This window comes from Methylobacterium sp. CCH7-A2 (assembly GCF_001557075.1).
Taxonomy (GTDB): domain Bacteria; phylum Pseudomonadota; class Alphaproteobacteria; order Rhizobiales; family Beijerinckiaceae; genus Allobosea; species Allobosea massiliensis.
The window spans coordinates 1-24,629 of sequence record NZ_LSKN01000308.1; the positions used below are offsets into that span (position 1 = coordinate 1).

21 protein-coding genes are annotated in these 24,629 nt (G+C 68.6%); 11 read left to right on the top strand and 10 right to left on the bottom strand.

All coding sequences use genetic code 11. The features are described from left to right. Positions 1 to 204: 204 nt before the first annotated feature. Both hutH and hutI read right to left on the bottom strand, forming a co-directional pair. Positions 205 to 1,740, bottom strand: coding sequence for a histidine ammonia-lyase (gene hutH, locus AX750_RS23680; protein WP_066718039.1), 1,536 nt, complete (start codon positions 1,738 to 1,740; stop codon positions 205 to 207). Further along, positions 1,737 to 2,969, bottom strand: a complete 1,233-nt coding sequence (gene hutI, locus AX750_RS23685) for an imidazolonepropionase (protein ID WP_082737723.1) — start codon at positions 2,967 to 2,969, stop codon at positions 1,737 to 1,739. Before hutI ends, hutH begins: the two co-directional genes overlap by 4 nt. A gap of 104 nt (positions 2,970 to 3,073) precedes the next feature. On the opposite strand from hutI, the gene AX750_RS23690 reads away from it, so the two are divergent. Then, positions 3,074 to 4,441: a formimidoylglutamate deiminase gene (locus tag AX750_RS23690; RefSeq protein ID WP_066718043.1), complete on the top strand. Its 1,368-nt coding sequence runs from the start codon at positions 3,074 to 3,076 to the stop codon at positions 4,439 to 4,441. A 5-nt stretch (positions 4,442 to 4,446) separates the two neighbouring features. Further along, positions 4,447 to 5,196, top strand: a complete 750-nt coding sequence (hutC, locus tag AX750_RS23695) for a histidine utilization repressor (protein WP_066718045.1) — start codon at positions 4,447 to 4,449, stop codon at positions 5,194 to 5,196. A gap of 75 nt (positions 5,197 to 5,271) precedes the next feature. On the opposite strand, the gene AX750_RS23700 is transcribed toward hutC, so the two are convergent. Continuing rightward, on the bottom strand, positions 5,272 to 5,532 hold the full coding sequence (locus AX750_RS23700; RefSeq protein WP_066718047.1) for a hypothetical protein: 261 nt from the start codon (positions 5,530 to 5,532) through the stop codon (positions 5,272 to 5,274). Between the two features lie 276 nt (positions 5,533 to 5,808). On the opposite strand from AX750_RS23700, the gene AX750_RS23705 reads away from it, so the two are divergent. The 4 genes from AX750_RS23705 (at position 5,809) to AX750_RS25740 (ending at position 9,017) form a co-directional block, all read left to right on the top strand. Then, entirely contained in the window at positions 5,809 to 6,204 is a 396-nt protein-coding gene (locus tag AX750_RS23705; protein WP_066718152.1) for a PRC-barrel domain-containing protein, read from the top strand. A 194-nt stretch (positions 6,205 to 6,398) separates the two neighbouring features. Next, entirely contained in the window at positions 6,399 to 7,292 is an 894-nt protein-coding gene (locus tag AX750_RS23710; protein ID WP_066718155.1) for a transglutaminase family protein, read from the top strand. Between the two features lie 76 nt (positions 7,293 to 7,368). After that, a complete protein-coding gene (locus AX750_RS23715) occupies positions 7,369 to 8,271 on the top strand; it encodes a diacylglycerol kinase family protein (protein ID WP_066718050.1) in 903 nt (300 codons plus the stop codon). A gap of 68 nt (positions 8,272 to 8,339) precedes the next feature. Next, entirely contained in the window at positions 8,340 to 9,017 is a 678-nt protein-coding gene (locus tag AX750_RS25740; RefSeq protein ID WP_197426543.1) for a phosphatase PAP2 family protein, read from the top strand. Positions 9,018 to 9,032: 15 nt separating this feature from the next. On the opposite strand, the gene AX750_RS23725 is transcribed toward AX750_RS25740, so the two are convergent. Continuing rightward, the gene (locus AX750_RS23725) at positions 9,033 to 9,521 is read right to left on the bottom strand and encodes a pyridoxamine 5'-phosphate oxidase family protein (RefSeq protein ID WP_066718056.1); all 489 of its coding nucleotides are present in this window, start codon (positions 9,519 to 9,521) and stop codon (positions 9,033 to 9,035) included. Between the two features lie 102 nt (positions 9,522 to 9,623). On the opposite strand from AX750_RS23725, the gene AX750_RS26665 reads away from it, so the two are divergent. Beyond that, positions 9,624 to 9,788: a hypothetical protein gene (locus tag AX750_RS26665; RefSeq protein ID WP_156450759.1), complete on the top strand. Its 165-nt coding sequence runs from the start codon at positions 9,624 to 9,626 to the stop codon at positions 9,786 to 9,788. Positions 9,789 to 9,801: 13 nt separating this feature from the next. Here AX750_RS26665 and phaZ read toward each other — a convergent pair whose 3' ends face one another. Further along, a complete protein-coding gene (phaZ, locus tag AX750_RS23730; RefSeq protein ID WP_066718059.1) occupies positions 9,802 to 11,016 on the bottom strand; it encodes a polyhydroxyalkanoate depolymerase in 1,215 nt (404 codons plus the stop codon). A 175-nt stretch (positions 11,017 to 11,191) separates the two neighbouring features. Here phaZ and AX750_RS23735 point away from each other — a divergent pair, with 175 nt between their 5' ends. The 3 genes from AX750_RS23735 to AX750_RS23745 all read left to right on the top strand — a co-directional run bounded on the left by AX750_RS23735 (position 11,192) and on the right by AX750_RS23745 (position 14,517). Beyond that, positions 11,192 to 11,848 (top strand): glutathione S-transferase family protein, encoded by a 657-nt coding sequence (locus tag AX750_RS23735; RefSeq protein ID WP_066718062.1) that lies wholly within the window; start codon positions 11,192 to 11,194, stop codon positions 11,846 to 11,848. A 109-nt stretch (positions 11,849 to 11,957) separates the two neighbouring features. Further along, a complete protein-coding gene (locus tag AX750_RS23740; RefSeq protein ID WP_066718065.1) occupies positions 11,958 to 13,403 on the top strand; it encodes an aldehyde dehydrogenase family protein in 1,446 nt (481 codons plus the stop codon). A 109-nt stretch (positions 13,404 to 13,512) separates the two neighbouring features. Next, positions 13,513 to 14,517 carry a BMP family protein gene (locus tag AX750_RS23745; protein WP_082735139.1) on the top strand — a complete coding sequence of 335 codons (1,005 nt, stop codon included), beginning with the start codon at positions 13,513 to 13,515 and terminating at the stop codon, positions 14,515 to 14,517. A 543-nt stretch (positions 14,518 to 15,060) separates the two neighbouring features. Here AX750_RS23745 and AX750_RS23755 read toward each other — a convergent pair. After that, positions 15,061 to 16,074 (bottom strand): zinc-binding alcohol dehydrogenase family protein, encoded by a 1,014-nt coding sequence (locus AX750_RS23755; protein ID WP_066718070.1) that lies wholly within the window; start codon positions 16,072 to 16,074, stop codon positions 15,061 to 15,063. Positions 16,075 to 16,175: 101 nt separating this feature from the next. Here AX750_RS23755 and AX750_RS23760 point away from each other — a divergent pair, with 101 nt between their 5' ends. After that, entirely contained in the window at positions 16,176 to 16,526 is a 351-nt protein-coding gene (locus AX750_RS23760; protein WP_066718073.1) for a helix-turn-helix domain-containing protein, read from the top strand. 9 nt (positions 16,527 to 16,535) lie between these two features. On the opposite strand, the gene pobA is transcribed toward AX750_RS23760, so the two are convergent. From pobA to AX750_RS23780, 4 genes are all read right to left on the bottom strand, one after another. Then, positions 16,536 to 17,708 (bottom strand): 4-hydroxybenzoate 3-monooxygenase, encoded by a 1,173-nt coding sequence (gene pobA / locus AX750_RS23765; protein WP_066718076.1) that lies wholly within the window; start codon positions 17,706 to 17,708, stop codon positions 16,536 to 16,538. Between the two features lie 105 nt (positions 17,709 to 17,813). Beyond that, positions 17,814 to 18,692 carry a transglutaminase family protein gene (locus tag AX750_RS23770; protein WP_066718077.1) on the bottom strand — a complete coding sequence of 293 codons (879 nt, stop codon included), beginning with the start codon at positions 18,690 to 18,692 and terminating at the stop codon, positions 17,814 to 17,816. After that, complete coding sequence (locus tag AX750_RS23775; RefSeq protein WP_245282507.1) at positions 18,689 to 21,181, bottom strand: circularly permuted type 2 ATP-grasp protein; 2,493 nt, start codon at positions 21,179 to 21,181, stop codon at positions 18,689 to 18,691. The genes AX750_RS23770 and AX750_RS23775 overlap by 4 nt, the downstream gene beginning before the upstream one ends. A 36-nt stretch (positions 21,182 to 21,217) precedes the next feature. After that, on the bottom strand, positions 21,218 to 24,619 hold the full coding sequence (locus AX750_RS23780) for a transglutaminase family protein (protein ID WP_066718079.1): 3,402 nt from the start codon (positions 24,617 to 24,619) through the stop codon (positions 21,218 to 21,220). Positions 24,620 to 24,629 lie beyond the last annotated feature (10 nt).

Below are 24,629 nucleotides of genomic sequence, written 5' to 3' on the forward strand. Positions count from 1 at the left end.
GGCGCGGGGAACCCCTCTCCTGTAAGGAGAGGGGCAGGGGTGAGGTGTAGGCCCCCGGACCAGTGAAACACATCCCTGACGGCGGCTGCGGGGAGGTCACGGCCACGGTGTCAAACGGCCGACCCCTCACCCCTGCCCCTCTCCCTACGGGAGAGGGGTTCCCCGCGCCTGCTCGGTTGACGAGGACCGCTCTTTGCCCACGCCTCACGCCCCGAACTCCGCAAACGAATCCAGCCCCGCCGCCCGGCCCACGGCGCCCGACAGAACCAGTTCCGTCGCCGCGGCCAGATCGGGGGCGAGGTAGCGGTCTTCCGTCAGCGGCGCGATCTCGCCGCGCAGCAGCGCCAGCACCGGCTCCAGCCGCGGGCTCGTCGTCATCGGGCGATGATGCTCGATCGCCTCCGCCGCTGCCATCAGCTCGACGCCGATGATGCTCGCGGCATTCGCCGCCATGTCGAGCAGGCGATAGGCGCCATGCGTCGCCATCGAGACATGGTCTTCCTGATTGGCCGAGGTCGGAATCGTGTCGACTGAGGCCGGATAGGCCTTCTGCTTGTTCTCGGAAGCGAGCGCGGCCGCCGTCACCTGCGCGATCATGAAGCCGGAATTGAGCCCGGCATCGCGCGCCAGGAAGGGCGGCAGGCCGCTCATCACGGGATCGACCAGAAGCGCGATCCGCCGCTCCGACAGGTTGCCGATCTCGCACAGCCCCATCGCCAGCATGTCGGCGGCGAAGGCCACCGGCTCGGCATGGAAGTTCCCGCCCGAAACCACCTCGCCCGGCCCCAGAACCAGCGGGTTGTCGGTGACCGCGTTGGCCTCGATCGCAAGCGTCGCGGCGGCATTGGCGAGCAGATCGCGCACCGCGCCCATCACCTGCGGCTGGCAGCGCAGCGAATAGGGGTCCTGCACCTTCGAATCGCCGAAGCGGTGGCTGTCGCGGATTGCGCTGCCGGCGATCAGCTCCAGCAGCAGCGCCGCGACGCGAATCTGGCCGGGCTGGCCGCGCAAGGCCTGGATGCGCGGGTCGAACGGCGTGTCCGAGCCCTTCAGCGCATCGACCGAGAGCGCGCCGGCGACCAGCGCGGCATCGAACACCCGCGCCATGGCGCTGAGGCCGGTGAGCGCCAGCGCAGTCGAGACCTGCGTGCCGTTGATCAGCGCCAGCCCCTCCTTGGGGCCGAGCGCCAGCGGCGCCTGGCCGATCCGCGCGAGCGCGTCGGCAGCCGGCATCACCTCGCCCTTCAGTCTGATCTCGCCGACGCCCATCAGCGCGGCGGTGAGATGGGCGAGCGGCGCGAGATCGCCGGAAGCGCCGACCGAGCCCTTGGCCGGCACGACCGGAAGCGCATCGGCCTCGAGCGCGCCGAGCAGCGCCTCGACCACGATCGGCCGCACGCCGGAGGCCCCGCGCGCCAGGCTCGCCGCCTTCATCGCGAGGATCAGCCGCACCACGCCGTCGGGCAGGGCAGGGCCGGTGCCGACCGCGTGCGACAGGATGAGATTGCGCTGCAGCGTCGCGAGGTCGCCATCCGCGATGCGGACGCTGGCGAGCTTCCCGAAACCGGTGTTGACGCCATAGGTCACGGTGCCGGCCGCGACGATGTCGTCGACGATGGCCTGGGCGGCCGCGATCGCATCTGCACTCGCCGAGGAAAGCGTGATCGACGCGCCGTCGATCACGTCGCGCCAGTGCGTCAGGGCGGCATGGCCGGGGTCGAGGAGAAGGGGCGTGCTCATTGTCCGTTCCAGATCCGGGCGTAAAGCGGGTTGAAGCCGATGCGGTAGGCGAGTTCGGCCGGGCGCTCGATGTCCCAGATCGCCAGGTCGCAAGCTTTGCCCGCTTCCAGCGTGCCGATTTCGTCGGAGAGGCCGAGCGCCTGCGCGGCATGGCGGGTCAGCCCCGCCAGCGCCTCCTCCGGCGTCAGCCGGAACAGCGTGCAGGCCATGTTCATCACCAAAAGCGGCGAGGTCAGGGGCGAGGAGCCGGGATTGGCGTCGGTCGCGAGCGCGATCGCCACGCCATGCCGGCGCAGAAACTCGATCGGCGGCTTCTGCGTCTCGTGGAGGAAGTAGAACGCGCCCGGCAGCACCACCGCGACCGTGCGGGCCTTTGCCATGGCGATCACGCCGGCCTCGTCGAGATATTCGAGATGGTCTGCCGAGAGCGCCCCCATCTCGGCTGCCAGCGCCGCGCCGCCGAGATTGGAGAGCTGCTCGGCGTGGATCTTGATCGCCAACCCCTTGGCCTGCGCAGCCTCGAAGACGGCCCGCGTCTCGTCGGGCGAAAAGGCGATGCCCTCGCAGAAGACATCGACCGCATCCGCCAGCCCCTCTGCCGCGATGGCGTCGAGCATCGGCCCGGCGACGAGCGCGGTATAGTCGCCGGAGCGGCCCTTGAATTCGGGTGGCACGGCATGAGCACCGAGGAAGGTCGTGCGCACCCGCACCGGCCGCTCCCGCCCGACCCGGCGCGCAACGCGCAGCGTCTTCACCTCGGCCTCGATCTCCAGCCCGTAGCCGGACTTGATCTCGACCGTGGTCACGCCCTCGGCCAGCAGGGCCGAAAGCCGCCGGTCGGCGCTGGCGAACAGCGCATCCTCGCTCGCCGCCCGGGTCGCGGTCACCGTGGAGAGGATGCCGCCGCCGGCGCGCGCGATCTCCTCGTAGCTCGCGCCCTGCAGGCGCAGCTCGAATTCATGGGCGCGGTCGCCGCCATGGACGAGATGGGTGTGGCAATCAATCAGCCCCGGCGTGATCCAGCGCCCGCCGCAATCGATCGTCTCGGCGGCGCGGAAGGCCGGCGCTTCCTGGCGCGGCCCGGCATAGAGGATGCGCCCGTCGCGGGCGGCCACGACGCCATCCTCGACTGTGCCATAGGGCGCCGCCACCGAGGACGCCATCGTCGCCAAACGGGCGTTCGTCCAGAGCCGGTCGCAGGTCGGGGCCTCAGCCGACATCGTCGCCATGCCGCATCCTCTCGACTATCCTCGAATGGTGAGTATGCTAGCTAATTGCATATGCAAATGACAAGCCCTTAATTGCATAGGCAATTGGACGCTGGAGAGACGCCGTGACCCTGACCCTGCATCTGCAGCAGGCGCTGCTGCCGAATGGTTTTGCCGAGAATGTGCGTCTGACGAGTTCGGCGGGCACGATCACGGCGCTCGAGACGGACGTCGGGGCTCAACCCGGCGATACGTGTCTCTCGGGGCTTGCTCTGCCCGGCATGCCCAATCTGCACAGCCACGCCTTCCAGCGTGGCATGGCGGGCCTCTCGGAGCGCCGTGGCGCGAGCGAGGATTCTTTCTGGACCTGGCGGGAGGTGATGTACCGCTTCCTTGACCGGCTCGATCCCGACGACGTGCAGGCGCTCGCCGCCCAGGCCTTCGTCGAGATGCTGGAGGGCGGCTTCACGGCGCTGGCCGAGTTCCATTATCTCCATCACGACAAGGACGGGCGCCCCTATGCCGACATCGCCGCGATGGGGGCCGCGATCGCCGGCGCCGCTGAGGAAACCGGGCTCGGCCTGACGCTGCTACCGGTGCTCTACCGCTTCGGCAATTTCGGCCAGGCACCTTCGGTCCACGGCCAGCGCCGTTTCGTCAACGACCGCGACTCTTATCTGAAGCTGATCGAGGCGAGCGAAGCCGCGATCCGCCCTCTGCCTGACGCCGTCCTCGGCCTTGCGCCGCATTCGCTGCGCGCGGTCGCGCTGGAGGATCTGGACTGGCTCGCCAGTCTTCGCCCTGGCACGCCCCTGCACATCCATGTCGCCGAGCAGATGCGCGAGGTCGAGGATTCGATCGCGATCATGGGACGCCGGCCCGTCGCCCTGCTGGCGGACACGGTCGCGCTCGACGCGCGCTGGTGCCTGATCCACGCCACCCATCTCGACGATGCCGAGCGCGATGCGATCGCGGCCAGCGGCGCCGTCGCAGGTCTCTGCCCGATCACGGAAGCGAGCCTCGGCGACGGCATCTTCGACGGCGTGCGCTACCGGCGCTCCGGCGGCGCTTACGGCGTCGGCAGCGATTCCAACATCCAGATCGACGCCGGCTCCGAATTGCGCCTGCTCGAATATTCGCAGCGCCTGCGCGACCGCCGCCGTGCATTGCTCGCCGAGGAAGACGCTCCGACTGGCGTGGCTTTGTGGCGGGCCGCCGCTGTAGGTGGCGCTCGGGCCTGCGGAAGGGCGCTCGGCGTGCTCACGCCGGGGATGAGGGCGGACCTCGTGACACTGGATGCCGACCATCCGGCGCTCATCGGCAAGACGGGCGAGGCGGCCCTCGACAGTGCCATCTTCGCCGCCAATGCGCTGCCGGTGCGGGATGTCATCGTCGGCGGCCGGCACCTCGTCGCAGAGGGGCGCCACCGCGGCCGCGAGCGGGTGAAGGGCCGCTTCGGCAGCGTCATGCGCAAGCTGCTGGCGGCGCTGTGACGGCGATGGCTCATGACCGGCTCGACGCCGTGAAGCTGGATGGCGCAGGCCCGGTCTATGACCAGATCCGCCGCGCGATCCGCGATCTCATCCTCGGTGGCACCTGGCCGCCCGGAACCCCGGTGCCGCCCGAGCACGCGCTGATGGAACGGCTTGGCGCCTCCCGCATGACCGTTCATCGTGCGCTGGTACAGCTGGCGCGCGAGGGCCTGATCACGCGGCGTCGTCGTTCGGGCACCGTGGTGGCGAGCCCGCCGACGACCCATGCCATGCTCGACATCCTGTCGATCCCGGCCGAGGTGGAGCGGCTGGGGCAGCGCTATACCTTCGAGGTTCTGGCGCGTCATGACGGCCGGCCGACGCCCGAGCTGGCGCTGCGCTTCGGGCTGAAGCGCGGCGCGAGGATCGCCCATCTCGTCACGCTGCATCGCGCCGACGATCAGCCGCATGTGCTGGAGGAGCGGGTCATCCATCTCGCGACCGTGCCGGCCGCGGCGGATCAGGATTTCACCGAGACCCCGCCGGGCGACTGGCTGCTGCAGCACAGCCTCTGGTCACAGGCCGAACACGCGATCAGTGCCGTGCCCGCTGAGCCTGATGATGCCGCCCTGCTCGACATCGCCCCCGGGGAAGCCTGCTTGCTGATCGAGCGGCGGACATGGAATCATGAAGCTCCGGTCACGGCGGTGCGGCTGCTGTACCCTGGAAACCGCCACCGTTTCGTCGGCCGTTTCGGGCCATACGGAGCGGTCTGACGCCGACACGAAAAAGCCCGGCCGACGCATCGCGCCAGCCGGGCCTCAACCTCACCGCAACAGCGGCGGCGTTGCTCAGCAATCGTAGCGGAAGCGACGGCCGTATTCGTCGCGGCCGACGCAAGTACGCGGTCCGCTGGCCGAGCCGATGATCGCGCCGCCAGCGCCACCGATGGCCGCACCCGCAAGGGCGCCGCCGGCCCGGCCGGTGGCAAGGCCGCCGATCACAGCACCAGTGCCCGCGCCAATCAGCGCGCCGCCCGCGGTCCGCTCTTCCTGCGCCGTGCAGGCGCCGAGCGTGGCCGCAACCGCGGCGATGATCAGAATCTTCTTCATGGGTTCGTTTCCTTGGCGCTGTCGTTTCGGAGCATTGCCGCGCGGACGCCAGAATGAGGTGCACATCGTGGCGGCGCGATGGCCGGCTGCCCAACGGAACGTGCTCTCTCGACAAAGGTTCCGCCGCATCGGGCCGCCACCGACAGGTCCCCGCCAGAGATGGGCGGTTGCTGGTCCGATCGAAAAGCCACTGGTCTGCCGGAACCTTTGGCTCCGAAGCGGCGTTCTTCCGACGATCCGCAGCACCGAATGCTGCTCCCGATGGAGGAAACGATCATGACCCTGCGCGACACGTTCTCGACGTCGGAGTCCACGGTTTCGTCGAATCCGCTGATTGCCGGAGCGCGAGTGGCGGGTACCGAGGTCTACAACACCGCAGGAGAGCATCTCGGCGAGATTTACGACGTCATGCTCGACAAAAAGACGGGCAAGGTCGCCTACGCGATCATGTCCTTTGGCGGCTTCCTCGGTCTCGGCGAGAAGTATCATCCCATCCCCTGGAGCGTTCTCGACTTCGATCCGGAAAGAGGCGGCTATGTCGTCCCCATGACCAAGGATAAGCTCGAGGCGGCGCCGATGTATGACAGTCAGGGCGAGCCGGATTGGGACGACCGCACCTATGGCAAGCGGGTCCACGATTACTACGGCACGATGCCCTACTGGATGATGTAGGCGACGCCCAGACGCAAGTCGCGGCGGTTGCTATCCCCCCAGCCGAACCGTCGTGGCGGCGGGATGCGGGCCGAAAGGCCCGCATCTTCCGTTTTGTGAGAGCCTCCAATCCCGCGTCAGCGCCGGGGTTGGAGGCGGCCCATTCAGGAAGCGCTGCCTTCTCCGCGGCGCACAGGGCGAACCGCGAGGGCGTCATGCGCATCCGTTACGGATACAACATCGAGATGATCTGCGAGCAGGATCTGCCGCTCGTGACGCTGCTCGATATCCACCCGTCGCGTCGTCACGACATCCTGGTCGCCGACGAGTTGAACATCGTCTCCCTGCGCGACCCGTTGTTGCGGATCGCCGCCAGGGAATACATCGACCAATTCGGCAACATCTGCCGCCGGATCACCGCCCCTGCGGGCGGGATCGCGCTGCGCGCCGAGGGCATCGTTCACGACTCCGGCGCGCCGGACCCGGTCGAGCTGACCGCGATGGAAGTGCCCCCCGCGCGTCTGCCCGACGAGGCGCTCGTCTATCTCATGGGCAGCCGTTACTGCGAGACCGACAAGCTCTCGGCCCAGGCCTGGAGCCTGTTCGGCCACATTCCCGCCGGCTGGGCCCGCGTCCAGGCGATCGTGAACTTTGTCCATAACCATCTGACCTTCGGCTATCAGTTCGCCCGCAGCACCCGCACCGCCGCCGAGGCCTTCGAGGAGCGGATCGGGGTTTGCCGCGACTTCGCGCATCTCGCGGTCGCGCTCTGCCGCTGCATGAATGTGCCGGCGCGCTACTGCAACGGCTATCTCGGCGATATCGGCGTGCCGCGGGATCCCGCGCCCATGGACTTCAACGCCTGGTTCGAGGTTTATCTCGGCGGGCGCTGGTTCACGTTCGACGCCCGCCACAACGTGCCGCGGATCGGACGTGTCGTGATCGCCCGGGGCCGCGACGCGACGGATGTGGCGATGCTCAGCTCGTTCGGGCCGCACACGCTGCAACGGTTTGAGGTGATCACCGAGGAAATCGAGGATCCCATGCCCTCGCCGGCATTCGCCGCCGGGCACCGGCAGGATGGCTCACCGCTAACCATCCATTCCTGAAGGGCGAGTATCTCGTCCTGGCCTTATTGTCGTCGTTCGACCTCTCCTTCCCGCCCTCCCTCTCACTCCCCGGCCCATGCACCACACCGTCGTCGTCAACGCTCGGGCCGGGACCGCTCTCGAGGCGGGGCCCGACGCATTCGCGGCGCGGATCGTCGCGGCGTTTGAGGCGAGCGGCTGCACGGCGGAGGTGCGGCTGGTGCACCCGCGCGAACTCGACGATGCCCTGTCGCTGGCGATCGAGAACGCTGACAGCATCCCCGTCATCGCCGGCGGCGACGGCACGCTGAACGGCGTTCTGCCCGTCCTGCTTCAGGCCGGCCGGCCGGTCGGCGTGCTCCCGCTCGGAACCGTCAATGTGCTCGGCCGCGATCTCGGCCTGACCGGGACGCTGGAGGAGCAGATCGAAGCGCTCTGCCAGGGCGAGGCTGTCGTTCTGGACATCGGCACCGTCAACGACCGCCTGTTCCATTCACTGTCCGGCATGGGGTTCTTCAGCCTGATGGCACGAGAGCGCGAGCAGGCGCGTCGTCGCTTTCCCTTCAGCCGGGCCATCGCCTTCGTCGTCGCAGCGACGCGCTCGATCCTGTTCACACGGGCCGTTACGGTCGATATCGGCGTCCAGGGCCAACGCAGCGTCGTCCAGGCGGACGCCGTGCTCGTCACCGTCAACGGATTCGAGGGCGCGGAATGGCGGCGCCCGAGGCTCGACGGCCGCCTGTTCGAGGTCCATATCCTCAAGGCGGGCGGCATCTATTCGCGCTGCAAGGCGGCCCTGTCCGTCGTGTCCGGCGGCTGGCGGACTTCACCGAACCTGACCTCCTTCACGGCGGAGGAGGTGACGCTGACGCGCCGCGACCAGCGCCGTGGGCATATCACCTTCGACGGCGAGGTCGAACGCAAGGCGGGCCCGCTCCGCTACGCGCTCCTGCCGGGAGCGATCCAGTTGATTGCCGCGCGCGATCGGCTCGCCGGCTAGCGAGCGGGTTGCGTCCCGACCTTTGGCTCCTATGTCCCGATGGTCCCTGTTCCGGAGGCGGTTTTTTCGTGTTGTCCCCGCGTGTGCTGTTTCCCGTCGCTGCCGGCTTCGCCTTTCTGGGGTTGGCTCTCTTCATCGTCTCCGGGCGCAGCTTCGCCTTTGACCGCAGCATCGTCCTGTTCTTCCGCGAGGCGGGCGACCCGACCTCGCCGATAGGCCCTGCCTGGCTGCAGGAGGCGGTGCGCGACATGACCGCCTTCGGCAGTTTCGTCGGTCTTGGCCTGATGACGATCACTGCGAGCCTCTCGCTCTGGATCTGTCGACACCGGCCGCTGGCGATCGGGCTCGCCGTCTCGGTGCTCGCCGCGACGCTCGCCTCTACGGTGCTGAAGATTCTGATCGGCCGCGACCGGCCCGATATCGTTGAACATGCGGCGCTGACCTTTACCGCCAGCTTCCCGAGCGGCCACGCCTTCCTCTCGGCCGTGACGCTTTTAAGCATCGCGGGCTTCGTTGGCCTGGCCTCCCGCCGGGAGGACATCGCCCGGCTCTGCGTCTGGCTCGCCTGGGTGATGATCGTGCTGATCGGGCTCAGCCGGATCTATCTCGGCGTCCATTGGCCGACGGACGTCATCGGCGGCTGGTGCCTCGGGATTGCCTGGTCGAGTCTGTCGATCGCGATCCTCGGTCGCAGCATGGCGCGGGCGGAGGGGATCGAGCCGCCGCCGGCCGGACAGGCTGCCTGAGACGGCGACGCCGTCTCAGCGCATGTCGATCCTGGCGTTGACGCCGAGATCGGGCGTCCGTCCCAAGAGCTTCGCCGTGGCGAGCTTGAAGGCCACCAACACGCCGCTCGAGGGCCCGTTCCAGATCTCCGCGCTCTCCGGAGTCAACGCTAGCAGCGTCGCCTCCGGATCGTCTGGGCCGCCCGGAAACCACGCCCCCGTCACCGGCGTCCAGATCCGGGCGAGAAGATCGCGGTCCTCGATCTCCGCCGCGGCGCAGCGCACGGCCGCATAGAAGTTCCGGGCCTCGTCGCTGATCGCGATCGAAAGCCCGGTCGGCTGACCGGCGGCCGCAACGAGCCCGGTTTCGCGATGGACGATGAAGAGCAGGCGGTGATGCTCGCGCTCGACATGTCCGCTCATCGGGCGGGTGCGGATCGCCCCGTCGACCACGGTCGTCACCATGCAGACCGGGTGGCGCTCCAGCGCCTCCCAGACGCTCTGCTGCAGTTCGCTGTCCGGCATAGCGGTCTCCTTCTCCGAACGGGCCCGCCGCCGGACGCGGATGTCCGGGAACATCGGGGCGGGTCGCAAGTTGTCAACGCGCCGCAGGGAATGCGGTTTCACATGGATCGTCACATGCTCGCCTCGCGCCAGTTGCTTGTTGCCCTCGTCTTCGCCCTTGTCGTCGGCCTCGCCGCCACCGGCTATGCCCTCTACCAGGAGAAGAAGCAGCCCGAGGGCGTCGAGATCTCGGTCGGCAAGAACGGGTTGTCGATCAAGGAGAAGTGAGGCCTCCGGGGCCTCAGCTGTTGGCCAGGATCATGTTGCGGACGATCGGGTAGATCTGCCCCTCCCATTTGCGGCCGGAGAAGACGCCGTAATGGCCGACGCCGGCCTGCATGTGGTGGCGCTTGCGGAAGGGCTTCAGCCCCGAGCAGAGGTCATGCGCCGCCGAGGTCTGGCCGAGCGAACAGATGTCGTCGCGCTCGCCCTCGACGGTCAGCAGGGCGGTGCGCCGGATCGCACGGCAATCGACCGGCTCGCCCCGATAGGTCAGGGTGCGGGCGGCGAGCCGCGCCTCCTGGAAAATCCACTGCACGGTCTCGAGATAGAACTCCGCCGGCAGGTCCAGCACGGCGAAGTATTCGTCGTAGAAGGACTTGATCTTCTGCGCCTCCTCCGTCTCGCCGGTGGCGAGGTGGAGGAACATGTCGATATGCGCGTTGACATGGCGCTGCATGTTCATCGCCACGAAAGCGCCGAGCTGCACGAAGCCCGGATAGACCTTGCGACCGCCGCCGGGGAAGCGTGACGGCACCGTCGCGATCAGATTGCGCCGGAACCACTCGATCGGCTTGTCGGTCGCGAGCTTGTTGACCGTCGTCGGATTGATCCGGGTGTCGACCGGCCCGGCCATGAGCGTCATGCTGCGCGGCTGGAATGGGCTGCCCGATTGCGCCATCACGGCCGCCGCCGTCAGCACCTGCACGCAGGGCTGGCACACGGCGACGATATGCGTGTCCGCCCCCAGCGTCTCGACGAAGCGGATCAGCGTGTCGACATAGTCGTCATAGCCGAAAGGGCCTGCCTCCAGCGAGACGTCGCGGGCATTGTGCCAGTCGGTGATGTAGACGTCGTGGTCGCGCAGCAGCGTCGCCACCGTGTTGCGCAGCAGCGTCGCGAAATGGCCCGACATCGGCGCCACGACCAGCACCTTGGCCTGCGGCGTGTCGCTGTCCTTGCGGAAGCGAAGCAGGCTGCCGAAGGGGAGGGTGAGCACCACCTCCTCGGTCACCGGCACGTCGCGATTGCCCTCGCGCACGCTCTCGATGTGGTAGGGCGGGCGTTCATGGGTCAGGCCCGCCCGCGTCACCATCTCGTAAGCCGCCGCCGTCGCGCGCCAGTCTACCGGCTGGCCGCTCATCGCCCGCGCGCCGATCGCCGCCAGGGCGGATTGCGCCAGCATCCGGGCCGGATTCAACAGATCCGACTGGGCCTGATAGGCGAGATAGAGCATCGCGACGCGCCCTTGCTGAACAGCCCGGCGGGCCGCAACCGGCATTCTCCGGCGGCAGGCCGCGCCCCGCTCGATGTTGCACTGCAAAAGCGGGTTTCCGCAAGATTGTTCTAATCCGCATTCCGCAGTGGAATGGCTCTTGCTAGATCTCTGACTGCCGCAGAGGATGCCTGCCATGACCGGCGCGACACTGACGATCAGCAGCAAGAACTACTCGTCCTGGTCGCTGCGCGGCTGGCTGCTCTGCATGATGGCGGGTCTCGAGGTGGAGGAGCACATGCTCTCCGCCGACGACCCCTCGACGCGGGCCGAGCTGCTGCTGCTCTCGCCCTCCTTCCTCGTGCCCTGCCTGACCCATGACGGCATCAAGGTCTGGGACACGCTCGCCATCGCCGCCTATCTCGACGAGATCAGGCCCGATGCCGGCCTCCTGCCGCAGGACGCCGCCCCCCGCGCCCATTGCCGCGCCATCTGCGGCGAGATGCATTCCGGCTTCGCCAATCTGCGATCGGCCCTGCCGATGAACCTCAAGGCGCATTACCCCGGCTTCAAGGTCTGGGCCGGCGCCCAGGCCGATATCGACCGTGTCACCGAGATCTGGCGCGACTGCCTGCAGCGCTATGGCGGGCCCTATCTCTTCGGCAGGACGCTGACGATGGCGGATGCGATGTACGCGCCGGTCTGCCTGCGCTTCCTCACCTATGACGTCGCGCTGGACGAAGCCTGCCGGAGCTATTGCCGCACCATCGCCGCCTGGCCCGTGCTGCAGCGCTGGATCGAAGCCGCGAAGGCCGAGCCCGAGGAGGTCGAGGAGCTCGACGCGGAGTTCTGAGCGCCCTCCATGCGCGAGCGGACTTGGCCCGTCCCGCCGCGGCAATGGTCATCGCCGGCCAGAACGGCTACACCGCGCGGCGAACACAAAACGCCGTGGGAGGCCGCTGATGACCGAGATGTTCAAGAACCTGATCGCTGGCGAATGGGCCGGCGGCTCGCAAGTTTCGCGCAACATCAACCCCTCCAACACCAATGACGTCGTCGGCGAATATGCCCAGGGCTCCGTCGATCAGCTCAACGACGCCGTCGCCGCCGCCAAGGCCGCCTTTCCCGCCTGGAGCCGCTCCGGCCCGCAGGAGCGCTACGAGATCCTGAAGAAGGCGTCCGACGAGATCCTCGCCCGCAAGGAGGAGCTCGGCCGCCTGCTCTCCCGCGAGGAGGGCAAGACCCTGGCCGAGGGCATCGGCGAGGCCGGTCGCGCCGGCCAGATCTTCGCCTTCTTCGCCGGCGAATGCCTGCGCCTGACCGGCGAGGCCCTGCCTTCGGTGCGCCCGGGCGTCGGTGTCGAGATCACGCGCGAGCCGGTCGGCATCGTCGGCATGATCACGCCCTGGAACTTCCCGATCGCGATCCCCGCCTGGAAGATTGCGCCCGCGCTCGCCTATGGCAATTGCGTCGTCATCAAGCCGGCGGACCTCGTGCCGGGCTCGGCCTGGGCGCTGGTCGACATCCTGCAGCGCGCCGGACTGCCCAAGGGCGTGCTCAACCTGGTCATGGGTCGCGGCTCGGTCGTCGGCCAGGCGCTGCTTCAGCACAAGGACGTCCACGCCATCTCCTTCACCGGCTCGGTCGCGACCGGCCGCAAGGTGGCGGAGGCCTGCATCGCCTCCTCGCCGATGAAGAAGGTTCAGCTGGAGATGGGCGGCAAGAACCCGCTCGTCGTGCTCGACGACGCCGATCTCAAGGTCGCGGTGGAGGCCGCCGTCACCGGCGCCTTCTTCTCCACCGGCCAGCGCTGCACGGCGTCCTCGCGCCTGATCGTCCAGTCCGGCATCCATGACCGCTTCGTCGAGGCCTGCATCGAGCGGCTGAAGGGCGTCGTCGTCGACGACGCGCTCAAGGCCGGCACGCATATCGGCCCGGTCGTCGACCAGAGCCAGCTCGACCAGGATCTGAAATACATCCAGATCGCCAAGGACGAGGGCGGCAAGCTGGTCTGGGGCGGCGAGCTCCTGAACCGCGAGACCCCCGGCTTCTATCTCCAGCCGGCGCTCTTCACCGAGACCACGAACAGCATGCGGATCTCGCGGGAGGAGGTTTTTGGGCCCGTCGCCAATATCATCCGCGTCAAGGACTACGAGGAAGCGCTCGCCATCGCCAACGACACCGAGTTCGGCCTGTCCTCCGGCATCTGCACGACCTCGCTGAAGCATGCGACGCATTTCCGGCGCAATGCCGAAGCCGGCATGGTGATGGTCAACCTCGCTACCGCGGGCGTCGACTACCATGTGCCCTTTGGCGGCCGGAAGGGCTCGAGCTATGGACCCCGCGAGCAGGGGGCCTACGCCAAAGAGTTCTACACCACGGTCAAGACCGCCTACACGCTGGCTTGAGACGACTCGGGACCGGGCGGCCGCAGCGCCGCCCGGTCTTCCGACATTGCAGCGCCCGCCGATCTGGTCTTTGCTCCCGGCTGATCTCAACCGGAGGCACCCCGCCACGATGACCCTGCTTCGTCCGAACCGCCGTACCGCGCTCGCCCTGATCTCGTCCGCCTGCCTGCCGACCCTCGGGCGGGCTCAGGCTCCGAAGAAGGTCGCCGCGCTCTTTGCCGGGCGCATCGACGATCGCGGCTTCATGCAGGCGGGCTATGACGGGTTGAAGCTGGCCGAAGCCCGTCTCGGCGTCTCCGTCGCCTTCAAACAGGGCGTCCAGCCGAAGCCCGAGGAGTTGACGGCCGCGCTGCGCGAACTCGCGGCTGCCGGGCCCGACCTCGTCATCGCCCATGGCGGCCAGAACAACGCCGCCGCCAAGGCGGTGGCGGCCGAATTCCCGTCGGTGCGTTTCGCCGTGACCCAGGGCAACGTCACGGGAACCAACCTCGCGAGCTACGAGGTGTTGCAGGAGCAGTCGGCCTTCCTTGCCGGCATGCTCGCCGCCCTGACCACCCGCACCGGTGTCGTCGGCCATATGTCGGGCATCCGCGTCACGCCGGGCCTGAAGGGCCGCGCCGCCTATGCCGCCGGTGTCGCTCATGCCGACCCGAAGGTGATCCTGCTGACGAATTTCTCCGGCAACCAGGACGACAACGCCCTGTCGGAAAAGGTCGCCCGCGCCATGATCGCCGAGGATGCGCAGGTGATCTTCACCATGCTCAATGCCGGTCGCGACGGCGTCACGGCCGCCTGCCGCGAGCGCGGCGTCAAGCAGATCGGCAATGTCGGCGACTGGACCGCGATCGCGCCCGACGTCTTCATCGCCTCCGCCTTCGCCGATTCCGGCCGGGCCCTGTTCGATGCGGTGGCGGATTTCACCGCGGGCAAATTCGCCACCGGCGAGATCAAGCGGCTCGGGCTGGAGACGCCGGAGGCTGTCCGGCTCGTTATGGCCCCCTCGGTGCCCGTCGATATCCGGGGGCGGATCGAAGCTGCGGCGAGCTCCATCGTCGCCGGAACGTTGAAGGTCCCCGTCGAATGGTCGGGATCCGAGTTCCCCACCCCTGCCTGACGCCCGCGCAGCGGAGCGCGAGCGTCGTCATGTCGGGGCAGCGCCTCAAGCTATCGGCCGGCTACCAGTAATAATGCCAGCGACCGCGATGCCAGCGGCGGCGCATGCGGCGCATCCGGCGGCGGCGACGCCGGGCCCAGCGGCGCCGGTGCCATTCGCGATGCCCGCGATGCCGCGGTCCGGGCGGCATATGGGCATATTCAGAATCTGCTTCGTCGAGTCCCGCAAGATCGACGGCATCGGCCTGCGCCTCGTTCGAAACGGTCGATGCCGCCAGAGCGGCTCCGCTCGTCGCCATGGTCAAGCTGCCGACCAGGACGGCCAAAAATGAGCGTCTGTGCATGACGTTCCTTTCTGCTGTCGCCTCCGCCGAAGGTGCGGAGGCCTTTGAGGAACGGCCTGGGCCCGGAGGGGTTCCGGGCCGGCTGCCATCAGTTGGCCCGACCGCGCGGACCCAGCGGGAATCCGCAAGGGCGGGCTCGGCTGCTCACCGTGTTGCGCCGCCCGGTGAACGGTTCGGCGCTCCCGCGTCACGCCTGACGCTCAAAAGCCCTCAAGCACGATCTTCCCCCTGGCCTTGCCGCTTTCGAGCAGGGCATGGGCGCGCTTGAGATTGGCGATGTCGATCCGGCCGAAGCTCTCGGTCAGGGTCGAGCGCAACGCGCCGGCATCGACCAGCCGCGCCACCTCGGCCAGCAGGTCGCCCTGCGCCTGCATGTCGGCGGTCTGGTGCAGCGAGCGGGTGAACATCAGCTCCCAGTGCAGCGACAGCGACTTGTTCTTGAGCGGCATCACATCGAGCGTCGGCGCGTCGTCGATGACGCCGAGCCGCCCCTGCGGCGCGACCAGTTTCAGAACCTCGGGCAGATGCTGGGCGGTGTGGGTCGTGAAGAAGACGAAACCGGACGCTCCAATCCCGAGAGCCGCGACCTCCTCCGCCAGCGGGCGGCTGTGATCGACGACATGATGCGCGCCGAGTTCGCTCGCCCAGGCCCGGGTCTCCGGCCGCGATGCGGTGGCGATGACGGTGAGATCGGTCATCTGGCGCGCGAGCTGGATCGCCGCCGAGCCGACGCCGCCCGCCCCACCGACGATGAGCAGGGCCGGCGCCGCGCCCGGCACGGGGTCACGCACCTTCAGCCGGTCGAACAGCATCTCCCAGGCCGTGATCATGGTCAGGGGCAGGGCGGCGGCTTCGGCGAAGGACAGGCTTGTCGGCTTGGGTCCGACGATCCGCTCGTCGACGAGATGGAACTCCATGTTGGCGCCGGGGCGGTTCAGCGCACCCGCATAGAACACGGCGTCGCCGGGCCCGAAGGCCGTGACCTCGGGACCCACAGCCTTGACGATGCCGGCCGCATCCCAGCCGAGAATCCGCGCCTCGCCCTCCGGCGGGCGGGCGTTGCGCCGGACCTTGGTGTCGACCGGATTGACCGAGATCGCCTTGACCTCGACCAGCAGGTCGCGGCCGGTCGCGACGGGCTCGGGCAGATCGAGGGTGATGAGGCTGGTTTCGGCGCTGATGTCCTGGGGTTCGCGATAGCCGATGGCGCGCATGGGGGAGGTCTCCTGCATTGCAATGCAGGCGAGATGATCCCTATTCTCGGATGCCGCAAGAACGCACAATTTCCGCCGATAGTGCCGAAAAGGATACCGTGATGCCTCCTCGTTTTCAGGAGCCCTATTGTTCCGCAGGCTGCCCGGTCGAGGCCGCGTTGGGGCTGATCGGCGGCAAATGGAAGGGAATCCTGCTCTATCACCTGATGAGCGGGACGCTGCGCTTCAACGAGATCCGCAAGCGCGTCCCCGGCGTGACCCAGCGCATGCTCACCACACAACTGCGTGAGCTGGAGGCTGACGGGCTGATCCTGCGCGTCGTCTATCCGCAGGTGCCGCCGCGGGTCGAATACTCGCTCTCGGACAGGGGGCGAACGCTGCAGCCGGTCATCATGGCGCTGAAGGCGTGGGGCGAACGCCACGCCACGCAGCGGGAGCCGCAGGCCGCCTGAGCGCCTCCGTCAGTAGGGCAACCCGACATAGTTCTCCGCCAGCGCCGCCATCGCGTGCTCGGACGAGACCAGATAGTCGAGTTCGGCCTGCTGCATGCGCTGCTCGAACGGGCTTTGCTCCGGGAAGAGATGCATCAGCGAGGTCAGCCACCAGGAGAAGCGCTCCGCCTTCCAAACCCGGGCCAGCGCTGTCTGCGAATAGGCGTCGATGCCCGCCTCGGAGTGGTCGAGGAAAAGTTCGCGCAGCGCCTCGAACAGGTAATGCACGTCGCTGGCGGCGAGGTTGAGGCCCTTGGCGCCGGTGGGCGGCACGATGTGGGCGGCGTCGCCCGCGAGGAACAGCCGGCCGAAGCGCATCGGCTCGGCCACGAAGGAGCGCAGTGGCGCGATCGACTTCTCGATCGAGGGCCCCGTCGTCAGGCCTTCCGCCGTTTCGGGGTCGAGCCTTCGGCGCAGCTCGTCCCAGAAGCGCTGGTCGGACCAGGCATCGACCCGCTCGTCGGTCCCGCACTGGACATAGTAGCGGCTGCGCGTGGGCGATCTCATCGAGCAGAGCGCGAAGCCGCGCTGGCTGCGGGCATAGATCAGCTCGTCGGAGACGGGTGGCACATCGGCGAGGATGCCGAGCCAGCCGAAGGGATAGACTCGCTCAAAGACGCGCAGCGCGCTCGCCGGAATGCTGGCGCGGGCGACGCCGTGATAACCGTCGCAGCCGGCGATGACGTCGCAGTCGAGCCGCCTCGGAACGCCGCCGTCGAGATAGGTGACATAGGGGCTGGTGCCGTCGAAGCCGTGCAGCGTCACGTCGTCGGCCTCGAAGACCGTCTTGCCGCCCTGCGCGGCGCGCTGGTCCATCAGGTCGCGCGTCACCTCCGTCTGCCCGTAGACGGTGACGTGCCGGCCGCCGGTCAGTTCGCTGAGGGCGATGCGGTGGCGCCGTTCGCCGAAGAGCAGCTCGAAGCCGTCATGCGGCAGGCCCTCCGCATGCAGCCGTCCGCTGGCCCCGACCTTGTCGAGCAGGCCGACGGTGCCCTGCTCGAGCACGCCGGCACGAATGCGCGCGAGTACATAGTCGCGGCTCTTGCGTTCGAGGATGACGCTGTCGATCCCCGCCTGATGCAGCAACTGGCCGAGCAGCAGCCCCGACGGGCCGGCCCCAATGATCGCCACCTGAGTTCGCACGACATCCTCCCTGCGCCCGCCTTGCCGGCGGCTGCGCGGAAACAAGTTGCCATGGCAACCAATAAAAGAAAAGTAGCTCGGGCTGGTCTGCGTGGCCGCAGGCGCTCAGCCGATCGGGATGACGTCGACGGCCACGCCGATCTTCTGCGAGCCGGGGCCGATGACCACGCCGTCGAGCGGAGAGACGTCGGCATAATCGCGCCCGAACGCGGTGACGATGTGATCGTCGGCGACGATCAGGTCGTTGGTCGGATCGAGCCCGATCCAGCCGGTCTCGGGCCCGCACCAGAGCATCACCCAGGCATGGCTGGCGTCGGCGCCCTCGAGCCGCTTCTGCCCCGGCGGCGGCACGGTGCGGATGTAGCCGCTGACATAGGCCGCCGGCAGGCCGAGCCCGCGCAGTCCTGCGATCATGACATGGGCGAAGTCCTGGCAGACGCCGTGGCGCTGGCGGAAGGCTTCCTCCAGCGGCGTCGAGACCTCGGTGGCTTCGGGATCATAGGTGAAGTCGGTCTTGATGCGCGCCATCAGCTCGGTCGCCCCCTCGAGGACGGGTCGCCTCGGCGGGAAGCTGTTGCGCGCATAGTCGGTGACGGCCGCGACAGGCGGCACGAGACGGCTGGGATAGAGGTGATGCGCCGGGGAATCCGGCGCGAGGCTGGCCGAGGCGAGGGCCTGCTCGCCGACCTCTTCCCAGCTGCGCGTCAGAGCGGGGAAGGGCGCCTGCGGCCGCCGCACCTCGACGCGTGCCCGCATCTCGATCTTCAGCTCGCGATGTGGCTTGGCGATGGTGAGCGTCGTCATCCGGTTGCCGAAGAAGCAGACGCCGTCGTCGCGCTCGGCCGGGCGCGGCGTCACGATGAGCTCGCTGCTCTGGACGCTCTGCCCGCCGTCGTTGCGGGGTTGCAGCCGCAGGATGCAGCGCGCGAAGGGGACCGGCCGGCTATAGGCGTAGGTCGTGACGTGACGCAGGTCGTAGATCACGCGATGCCTGTCAGGCGCGAGGCTTCCGGACCGCTGCTCTGCAGGAAATAGCGGTCGGCGATGGCGCTCGAGACGCCCATCAGCAACTGCTCGAAAAGCAGGATGCTGGTGCGGTCGAGCCGTGAGGCTTCGGCCGTGCGGCATTCGGCGGCGAGCTTGAGGATCAGCCGGCGCGGAGCTTCCAGCATGCCGTCCTCGGTCAGCGACGGCAGATCCCGGATCTCGGTGTCGAGCCGGTCGATCTGGAAGGCGACGGAACGGGGATTGTAGGGGTCGAGCATCACGAGATCGAGGACGGGCTGCAGGCTGGCGCCGAGCAGATAGCGCGAGCGATAGGTGATCTGCGAATCCGTCAGGTCGAGCAGCGCGTCGAGCGCGTCGCCCGGCGCATTGGTCTCGGCGAAATGGCGGGCGAAGCGGCAGGTCGCGATGCCGCGCTCCAGCCGTCGCCCGATGTCGAGAAAGCGCCAGCCCGGGCCGCGCACCATGTTCTCCTGGCTGAGGCCCGAGAAGGCGGCGAGCGACTTCAGCGCCCGGTCGGCGATCTCATAAGCCTCGCCCTCGCTGGGCTCGCGTCCCGGCTCCAGGGTCAGCTGTTCCTGCATGTCGCCGAACAGCCGCCAGGCGTCGATCGAGAGCCGCTCGCGGATGACCGAGGCCGTGCGTCGCGCCTCGCGCATCGTCGAGATCGCCGAGCCGTACTGGTCGAGCGCGTGGAGCGCCGCCGAGGCCTGGCCGGCCGGAGTCTGGCCGCGCCCGCCGGGGGCGGCGCCCCAGGCGACGAGCAGATTGGCGAGGCGTTTCAGCGTCTCGTTGCGGCCCTGCGCCGGGTCGGTGTCGATCAGCCGCCCCAGCAGCGCGCGCACCAGCCGTAGCGTCGCCTCCGTCCGCTCCAGATAGCGCCCGAGCCAGAACAGGTTGTCGGCGGCGCGGCTCGGCAGCGTGCCGGTGATGCGGCGGATGGTGATGCGGTCGGGCGCCGGCAGCAGCGAAACGGGGTCGACCGGCGCATCCGAGGTCACCCAGACGTCGCTGGAACGCACGCCGCTGCGCATGCTCACCGCCCGCGCGTCCCGCTCGTCGGAGATCCGGCAGAAGCCGCCCGGCATCACCTTCCAGCCGTCGGGCGTGGCGGCGGCAAACACACGCAGCGTCATCGGGCGCGGCTGCAGCCGCCCGTTCTGGAACACCGGCGTGGTCGAGAGCCGCACCACCTCCTGCCCGACATAGTCCATGCCCCGCGCCTCGATGCGGCGCCTCAGCGCCTCCTTCTCGGCGGCCGGAAGATCGGCCACCACGACCGGCCCGCTGTCGAGCCCGCCGCCGGCACTGCGGAAGGCCGGGGCGATGCTCATCTCGTCGAAGCGCTCCAGCACCACGGCCCGCTCGCGCGGCTGGCCGCACCACCAGGTCGCGACGTTCGGCAGAATCATCGCTTCGCCCAGCAGACGCTGGCCCAGCGCAGGCAGGAAGCCCATCAGGGCGCGCGCCTCGACGACGCCTGAGCCCAGCCCGTTGGCGACATGCACGCTGCCCTTGCGGACGGCCTGCACCAGCCCGGCGACACCGAGCGCCGAAGAGGCGTTGAGTTCGAGCGGATCGGCGAAATCGCCGTCGATGCGGCGCCAGATCACGTCCGCGCGCTTCAGCCCGGCGATGGTGCGCACATGCACACGTCCCTCGCTCATGACGAGATCGCCGCCCTCGACCAGTAGGAAGCCGAGATAGCGGGCCAGATAGGTCTGCTCGAAGTAACTCTCGTTCAGCGGCCCTGGCGTCAGCAGGCAGATCCGCGGTTCGACGCGCTTGGACCGAGCGACGAGGCCGGCGCGAAAGGCCTGGAAGAAGGCCGCCAGCCGCTCGATGTTCATGGTCCGGAACATGTCGGGGAAGGCGCGCGATAGGGCGAGCCGGTTTTCCAGCGCATAGCCGGTTCCCGACGGGGCCTGGGTGCGGTCCTGCAGCACCCACCAGCGCCCGTCCGGTCCGCGCCCGAGATCGACCGCATAGAGCTGCAGCGTGCCGCCGCCGGGCGCGCCCTGCAGCGGGCGCAGATAGTCCGGGCTCCCCGTCACCACCGACGCTGGCAGGAGACCGTTCGCGATCATCTCGCCGGGGCCGTAGATGTCCTCGAGCAGCCCGCTCAAGAGCTGCGCCCGCTGGGCGACGCCGGCCGCGATCGTCTGCCACTCCGCCCCGGTGATGACCAGCGGCACATGGCTGAGCGGCCAGGCCCGTTCGCCTGCGGTCGGGTCGCGCGGATCGATGTCGCCATGGACGCGGTAGGAGACGCCGGTGTCGTGGACATGGCGGTCGGCAAGGCCGAAGCGCTGATTCAGCTCCTCGGGCGAGAAGGCGCACCACTCCGTCAGGAAGGGCTCCCATTGCGGGCGGACCTGGCCGTCCGCACCGAGGATCTCGTCATAGACGCCCGGAAGAGGGCGATAATCCGCCAGCAGAGCGTTGCGACGCTCCGTCCTCACGCGCACGGAGGGGGATCGGCCCTGGGCTGCCATCGCTTTCGTCTACACTCCCGCAGGCCGCCTCAGATCCAGCGTCAGCGGGAATTCGGCGCTGCGCTCTTCCGGCGGAATCGCCAGCGCCCCGGGAGTATGGCCGATTGCCTCGAAACGCGCGAGCCGGCGCGCCTCCGCCTCATAGGAATTCACAGGCGGCGTCTCGTAATTGCGACCGCCGGGATGGGCGACATGGTAGACGCAGCCGCCGAGAGAGCGCCCGACCCAGGTGTCGACGATATCGAAGGTCAGCGGAGCATGGACCGGAATCGTCGGGTGCAGGCCCGACGCCGGCTGCCACGCTTTGAAGCGCACGGCCGCGACGCTCTCGCCCGTGGTCCCGGCCGGCGTCATCGGCAACCGCCGTCCATTGCAGGTGACGAGATGGCGCCCTAGCACCAGCCCCTTCGCCTTGACCTGAAGCCGCTCGACCGAGGAATCGACATAGCGCACCGTGCCGCCGATCGCGCCCTCCTCGCCGAGCACATGCCAGGGTTCGAGCGCCTGGCGGATCTCGATCTCGACGCCGCCATGCTCGACCTTGCCGAAGAAGGGGAAGCGGAACTCGGCCTGCGCCTCGAACCAGACCGGATCGAAGGCGTAGCCGGCCCGGCCGAGATCGGCGAGCACCTCGCGGAAATCCTGCCAGACCATCTCGGGCAGCATGAAGCGGTCATGAAGCGCCGTGCCCCAGCGCACCAGCGGGCCAGTCTGCGGCTCGCGCCAGAACCACGCGATCAGCGCCCGCACCAAAAGTTGCTGCGCCAGGCTCATCCGCGCATCCGGCGGCATCTCGAAACCACGGAACTCGATCAGCCCGAGCCGTCCCGTCGGCCCGTCCGGCGAATAGAGCTTGTCGATGCAGATCTCGGTGCGATGCGTGTTGCCGGAGACGTCGACCAGGAGATTGCGCAGCAGCCGGTCGACCAGCCAGAGCGGGATCGAAGGGGCGTCCGGCCCCGGGATGTTCGCCAGCGCGATCTCGAGTTCGTAGAGCGCGTCGTGCCGCGCCTCGTCGATGCGCGGCGCCTGGCTGGTCGGGCCGATGAAAAGCCCCGAGAACAGATAGGAGAGCGAGGGGTGCCGATTCCAGTAGAGCACGATGCTCTTCAGCAGGTCCGGCCGGCGCAGGAACGGCGAATCCGGCGGTGTGACGCCGCCGAGCACGACATGGTTGCCACCGCCCGTTCCGGTGTGACGCCCGTCGACCATGAACTTTTCGGCGCAGAGCCGCGCCAGCCGCGCCTCCTCATAGACGCCCCGCGTGATCTCGACCGCCTCGCGCCAGTTCCGTGCCGGGTGGATGTTGACCTCGATGACACCGGGATCGGGCGTGACCTTGACGACATTGAGCCGCGGATCGTGCGGCGGCGCATAGCCCTCGATATGGACGGGCTGGTTGCGCTCGCGTGCCACCGCCTCGACGCTGGCGACGAGGTCGAGATAATCCTCCAGCCGCTCCACCGGCGGCAGGAAGACGCAGAGCACCTTGTCGCGGATTTCGAGGCTGATCGCGGTGCGCACATGCTCGCCGCCGATCTCCTGCTCGGTGCGGTCCTGCGCGGCGGCGCCGCCGGTCTCGACCGAGCGCGACGTCTGATGAGGCGGGTCCTGGGTCGGGTGCGGCTCCGGCTTGACCGGCGCCTCATGCGGCGGATCGACCGCGGGGCCGAAGCCGCCGGCCGCGCGCGGCAGCGGCGGGCGGGTCTCCATCGGGTCCTGCGGGTGGATATGCGGGTATTCCGCCTTCGGCACCACCGGCAGGGAGCCGAGCGGCAGCCGGTAGCCGACGGGGGAATCGCCCGGCACGAGGAAGAGCTTGCCGCGCCGCAGGCGCCATTTCTCCGAGCGCCAGCGCCGGTCGCCGGCCTGGCTCTGCCAGCGCTGCACCGGGATGACGTAGCCGCGCGGCTTGCCCAGCCCGAGCTGGAAGACCTGCTGCATCCGCGCGCGTTCCTCGGGGTCAGCGAGACGCGGGTCGAGCGGATCGACATTGTCGGGAAGCTGCGCCTCCTTCAGCAGCCAGAAGCCGGTGTCCTCATAGGCCGGCAGCACATAGTCGGCGCCGAGCCCGAGCTTGTCTGACAGTCCTTCGGCGAGGGCCTCCGCTTCGGCCATGGTCGCGCCCGCCTCGAGTTCGCGGTCGACGCCGGTCGGAGCCCCGGGCTCGCGGGCGATCAGCGCGGCGTCGCGCCAGATCGGCTCGCCATCGGCGCGCCAGTACAGCGCGAAGGCCCAGCGCGGCAGGCTCTCGCCCGGATACCACTTGCCCTGGCCGTAATGCAGCATGCCGCCGGGCGCAAAGCGCTCGCGCAGGCGCCGGATCAGCACATCCGCGCGCTGTCGCTTGGTCGGCCCCACCGCAGCGGTGTTCCATTCCTCGCCGGTCTGGTCGTCGATCGAGACGAAGGTCGGCTCGCCGCCCATCGTCAGCCGCACATCCTGCGCCTGAAGATCGGATTCCACGCGCTCGCCCAGCGCGTCGAGGCGCTGCCAGGACTCGTCCGAGAAGGGCAGGGTGATGCGCGGCACCTCATGGACGCGCGCCACGCTCATGTCGAAATCGAAGACCGTCTCGGCATAGCTCGCCAGGCCTGAGACCGGCGCTGCCGAGCGGTAATGCGGCGTCGCCGCCAGCGGCAGATGGCCCTCGCCGGTCAGCAGGCCCGAGGTCGGATCGAGCCCGATCCAGCCGGCGCCGGGGATATAGACCTCCGCCCAGGCGTGGAGGTCGGTGAAGTCCTTGTCCGTGCCGCGCGGCCCCTCGAGCGGGTCGATATCCGCCTTCATCTGGATCAGGTAGCCGGAGACGAAGCGGGCCGCGAGGCCGAGATGCCGCAGGATCTGCACCAGCAGCCAGCTCGTGTCCCGGCAGGATCCGGACTTGATGCCGAGCGTGTGCTCCGGCTCCTGCACGCCGGGCTCCATGCGGATGCCATAGGCGATCGTGCCGGCGAGCCGCGCGTTCAGGTCGACGATGAAGTTGACCGTATTGGTCGGTTCGCGCGCCACCGTGGCGAGGAAATCCGTCAGCAACGGGCCGGCGGGCTCGGTCACCAGATAGGGCGCGAGTTCGGCCCTGAGTTCCTCCGGATAGGCGAAGGGGAAGGTCTCGGCATCGGTTTCGACGAAGAAGTCGAAGGGGTTGATGATCGACAGCTCGGTGACGAGATCGACCTCGATGCGAAACTCCCGCACCGGCTCCGGGAAGACATAGCGCGCCAGCCAGTTGCCGCTGGGGTCCTGCTGCCAGTTCACGAAATGCTCGGCCGGGGTGACCTTCAGCGAATAGCTGTTGATCGCCGCCCGGCAATGCGGCGCGGGGCGCAGGCGGATGATCTGGGGCCCGAGCGTGACGGGCCGGTCGTAGCGGTAATGCGTGACGTGGTGGAGCGCGGCGATGATGGCCAAGGGCTGGGCA

What these genes read in the sequence shown, in the direction of transcription:
- hutH (WP_066718039.1), bottom strand. Translation starts at nt 1,740, where the DNA reads ATGAGCACGCCCCTTCTCCTCGACCCCGGCCATGCCGCCCTGACGCAC.
- hutI (WP_082737723.1), bottom strand. Translation starts at nt 2,969, where the DNA reads ATGGCGACGATGTCGGCTGAGGCCCCGACCTGCGACCGGCTCTGGACG.
- hutC (WP_066718045.1), top strand. Translation starts at nt 4,447, where the DNA reads ATGGCTCATGACCGGCTCGACGCCGTGAAGCTGGATGGCGCAGGCCCG.
- AX750_RS23700 (WP_066718047.1), bottom strand. Translation starts at nt 5,532, where the DNA reads ATGAAGAAGATTCTGATCATCGCCGCGGTTGCGGCCACGCTCGGCGCC.
- AX750_RS23705 (WP_066718152.1), top strand. Translation starts at nt 5,809, where the DNA reads ATGACCCTGCGCGACACGTTCTCGACGTCGGAGTCCACGGTTTCGTCG.
- AX750_RS23710 (WP_066718155.1), top strand. Translation starts at nt 6,399, where the DNA reads ATGCGCATCCGTTACGGATACAACATCGAGATGATCTGCGAGCAGGAT.
- AX750_RS23715 (WP_066718050.1), top strand. Translation starts at nt 7,369, where the DNA reads ATGCACCACACCGTCGTCGTCAACGCTCGGGCCGGGACCGCTCTCGAG.
- AX750_RS23725 (WP_066718056.1), bottom strand. Translation starts at nt 9,521, where the DNA reads ATGCCGGACAGCGAACTGCAGCAGAGCGTCTGGGAGGCGCTGGAGCGC.
- AX750_RS26665 (WP_156450759.1), top strand. Translation starts at nt 9,624, where the DNA reads ATGGATCGTCACATGCTCGCCTCGCGCCAGTTGCTTGTTGCCCTCGTC.
- phaZ (WP_066718059.1), bottom strand. Translation starts at nt 11,016, where the DNA reads ATGCTCTATCTCGCCTATCAGGCCCAGTCGGATCTGTTGAATCCGGCC.
- AX750_RS23735 (WP_066718062.1), top strand. Translation starts at nt 11,192, where the DNA reads ATGACCGGCGCGACACTGACGATCAGCAGCAAGAACTACTCGTCCTGG.
- AX750_RS23740 (WP_066718065.1), top strand. Translation starts at nt 11,958, where the DNA reads ATGACCGAGATGTTCAAGAACCTGATCGCTGGCGAATGGGCCGGCGGC.
- AX750_RS23745 (WP_082735139.1), top strand. Translation starts at nt 13,513, where the DNA reads ATGACCCTGCTTCGTCCGAACCGCCGTACCGCGCTCGCCCTGATCTCG.
- AX750_RS23755 (WP_066718070.1), bottom strand. Translation starts at nt 16,074, where the DNA reads ATGCGCGCCATCGGCTATCGCGAACCCCAGGACATCAGCGCCGAAACC.
- AX750_RS23760 (WP_066718073.1), top strand. Translation starts at nt 16,176, where the DNA reads ATGCCTCCTCGTTTTCAGGAGCCCTATTGTTCCGCAGGCTGCCCGGTC.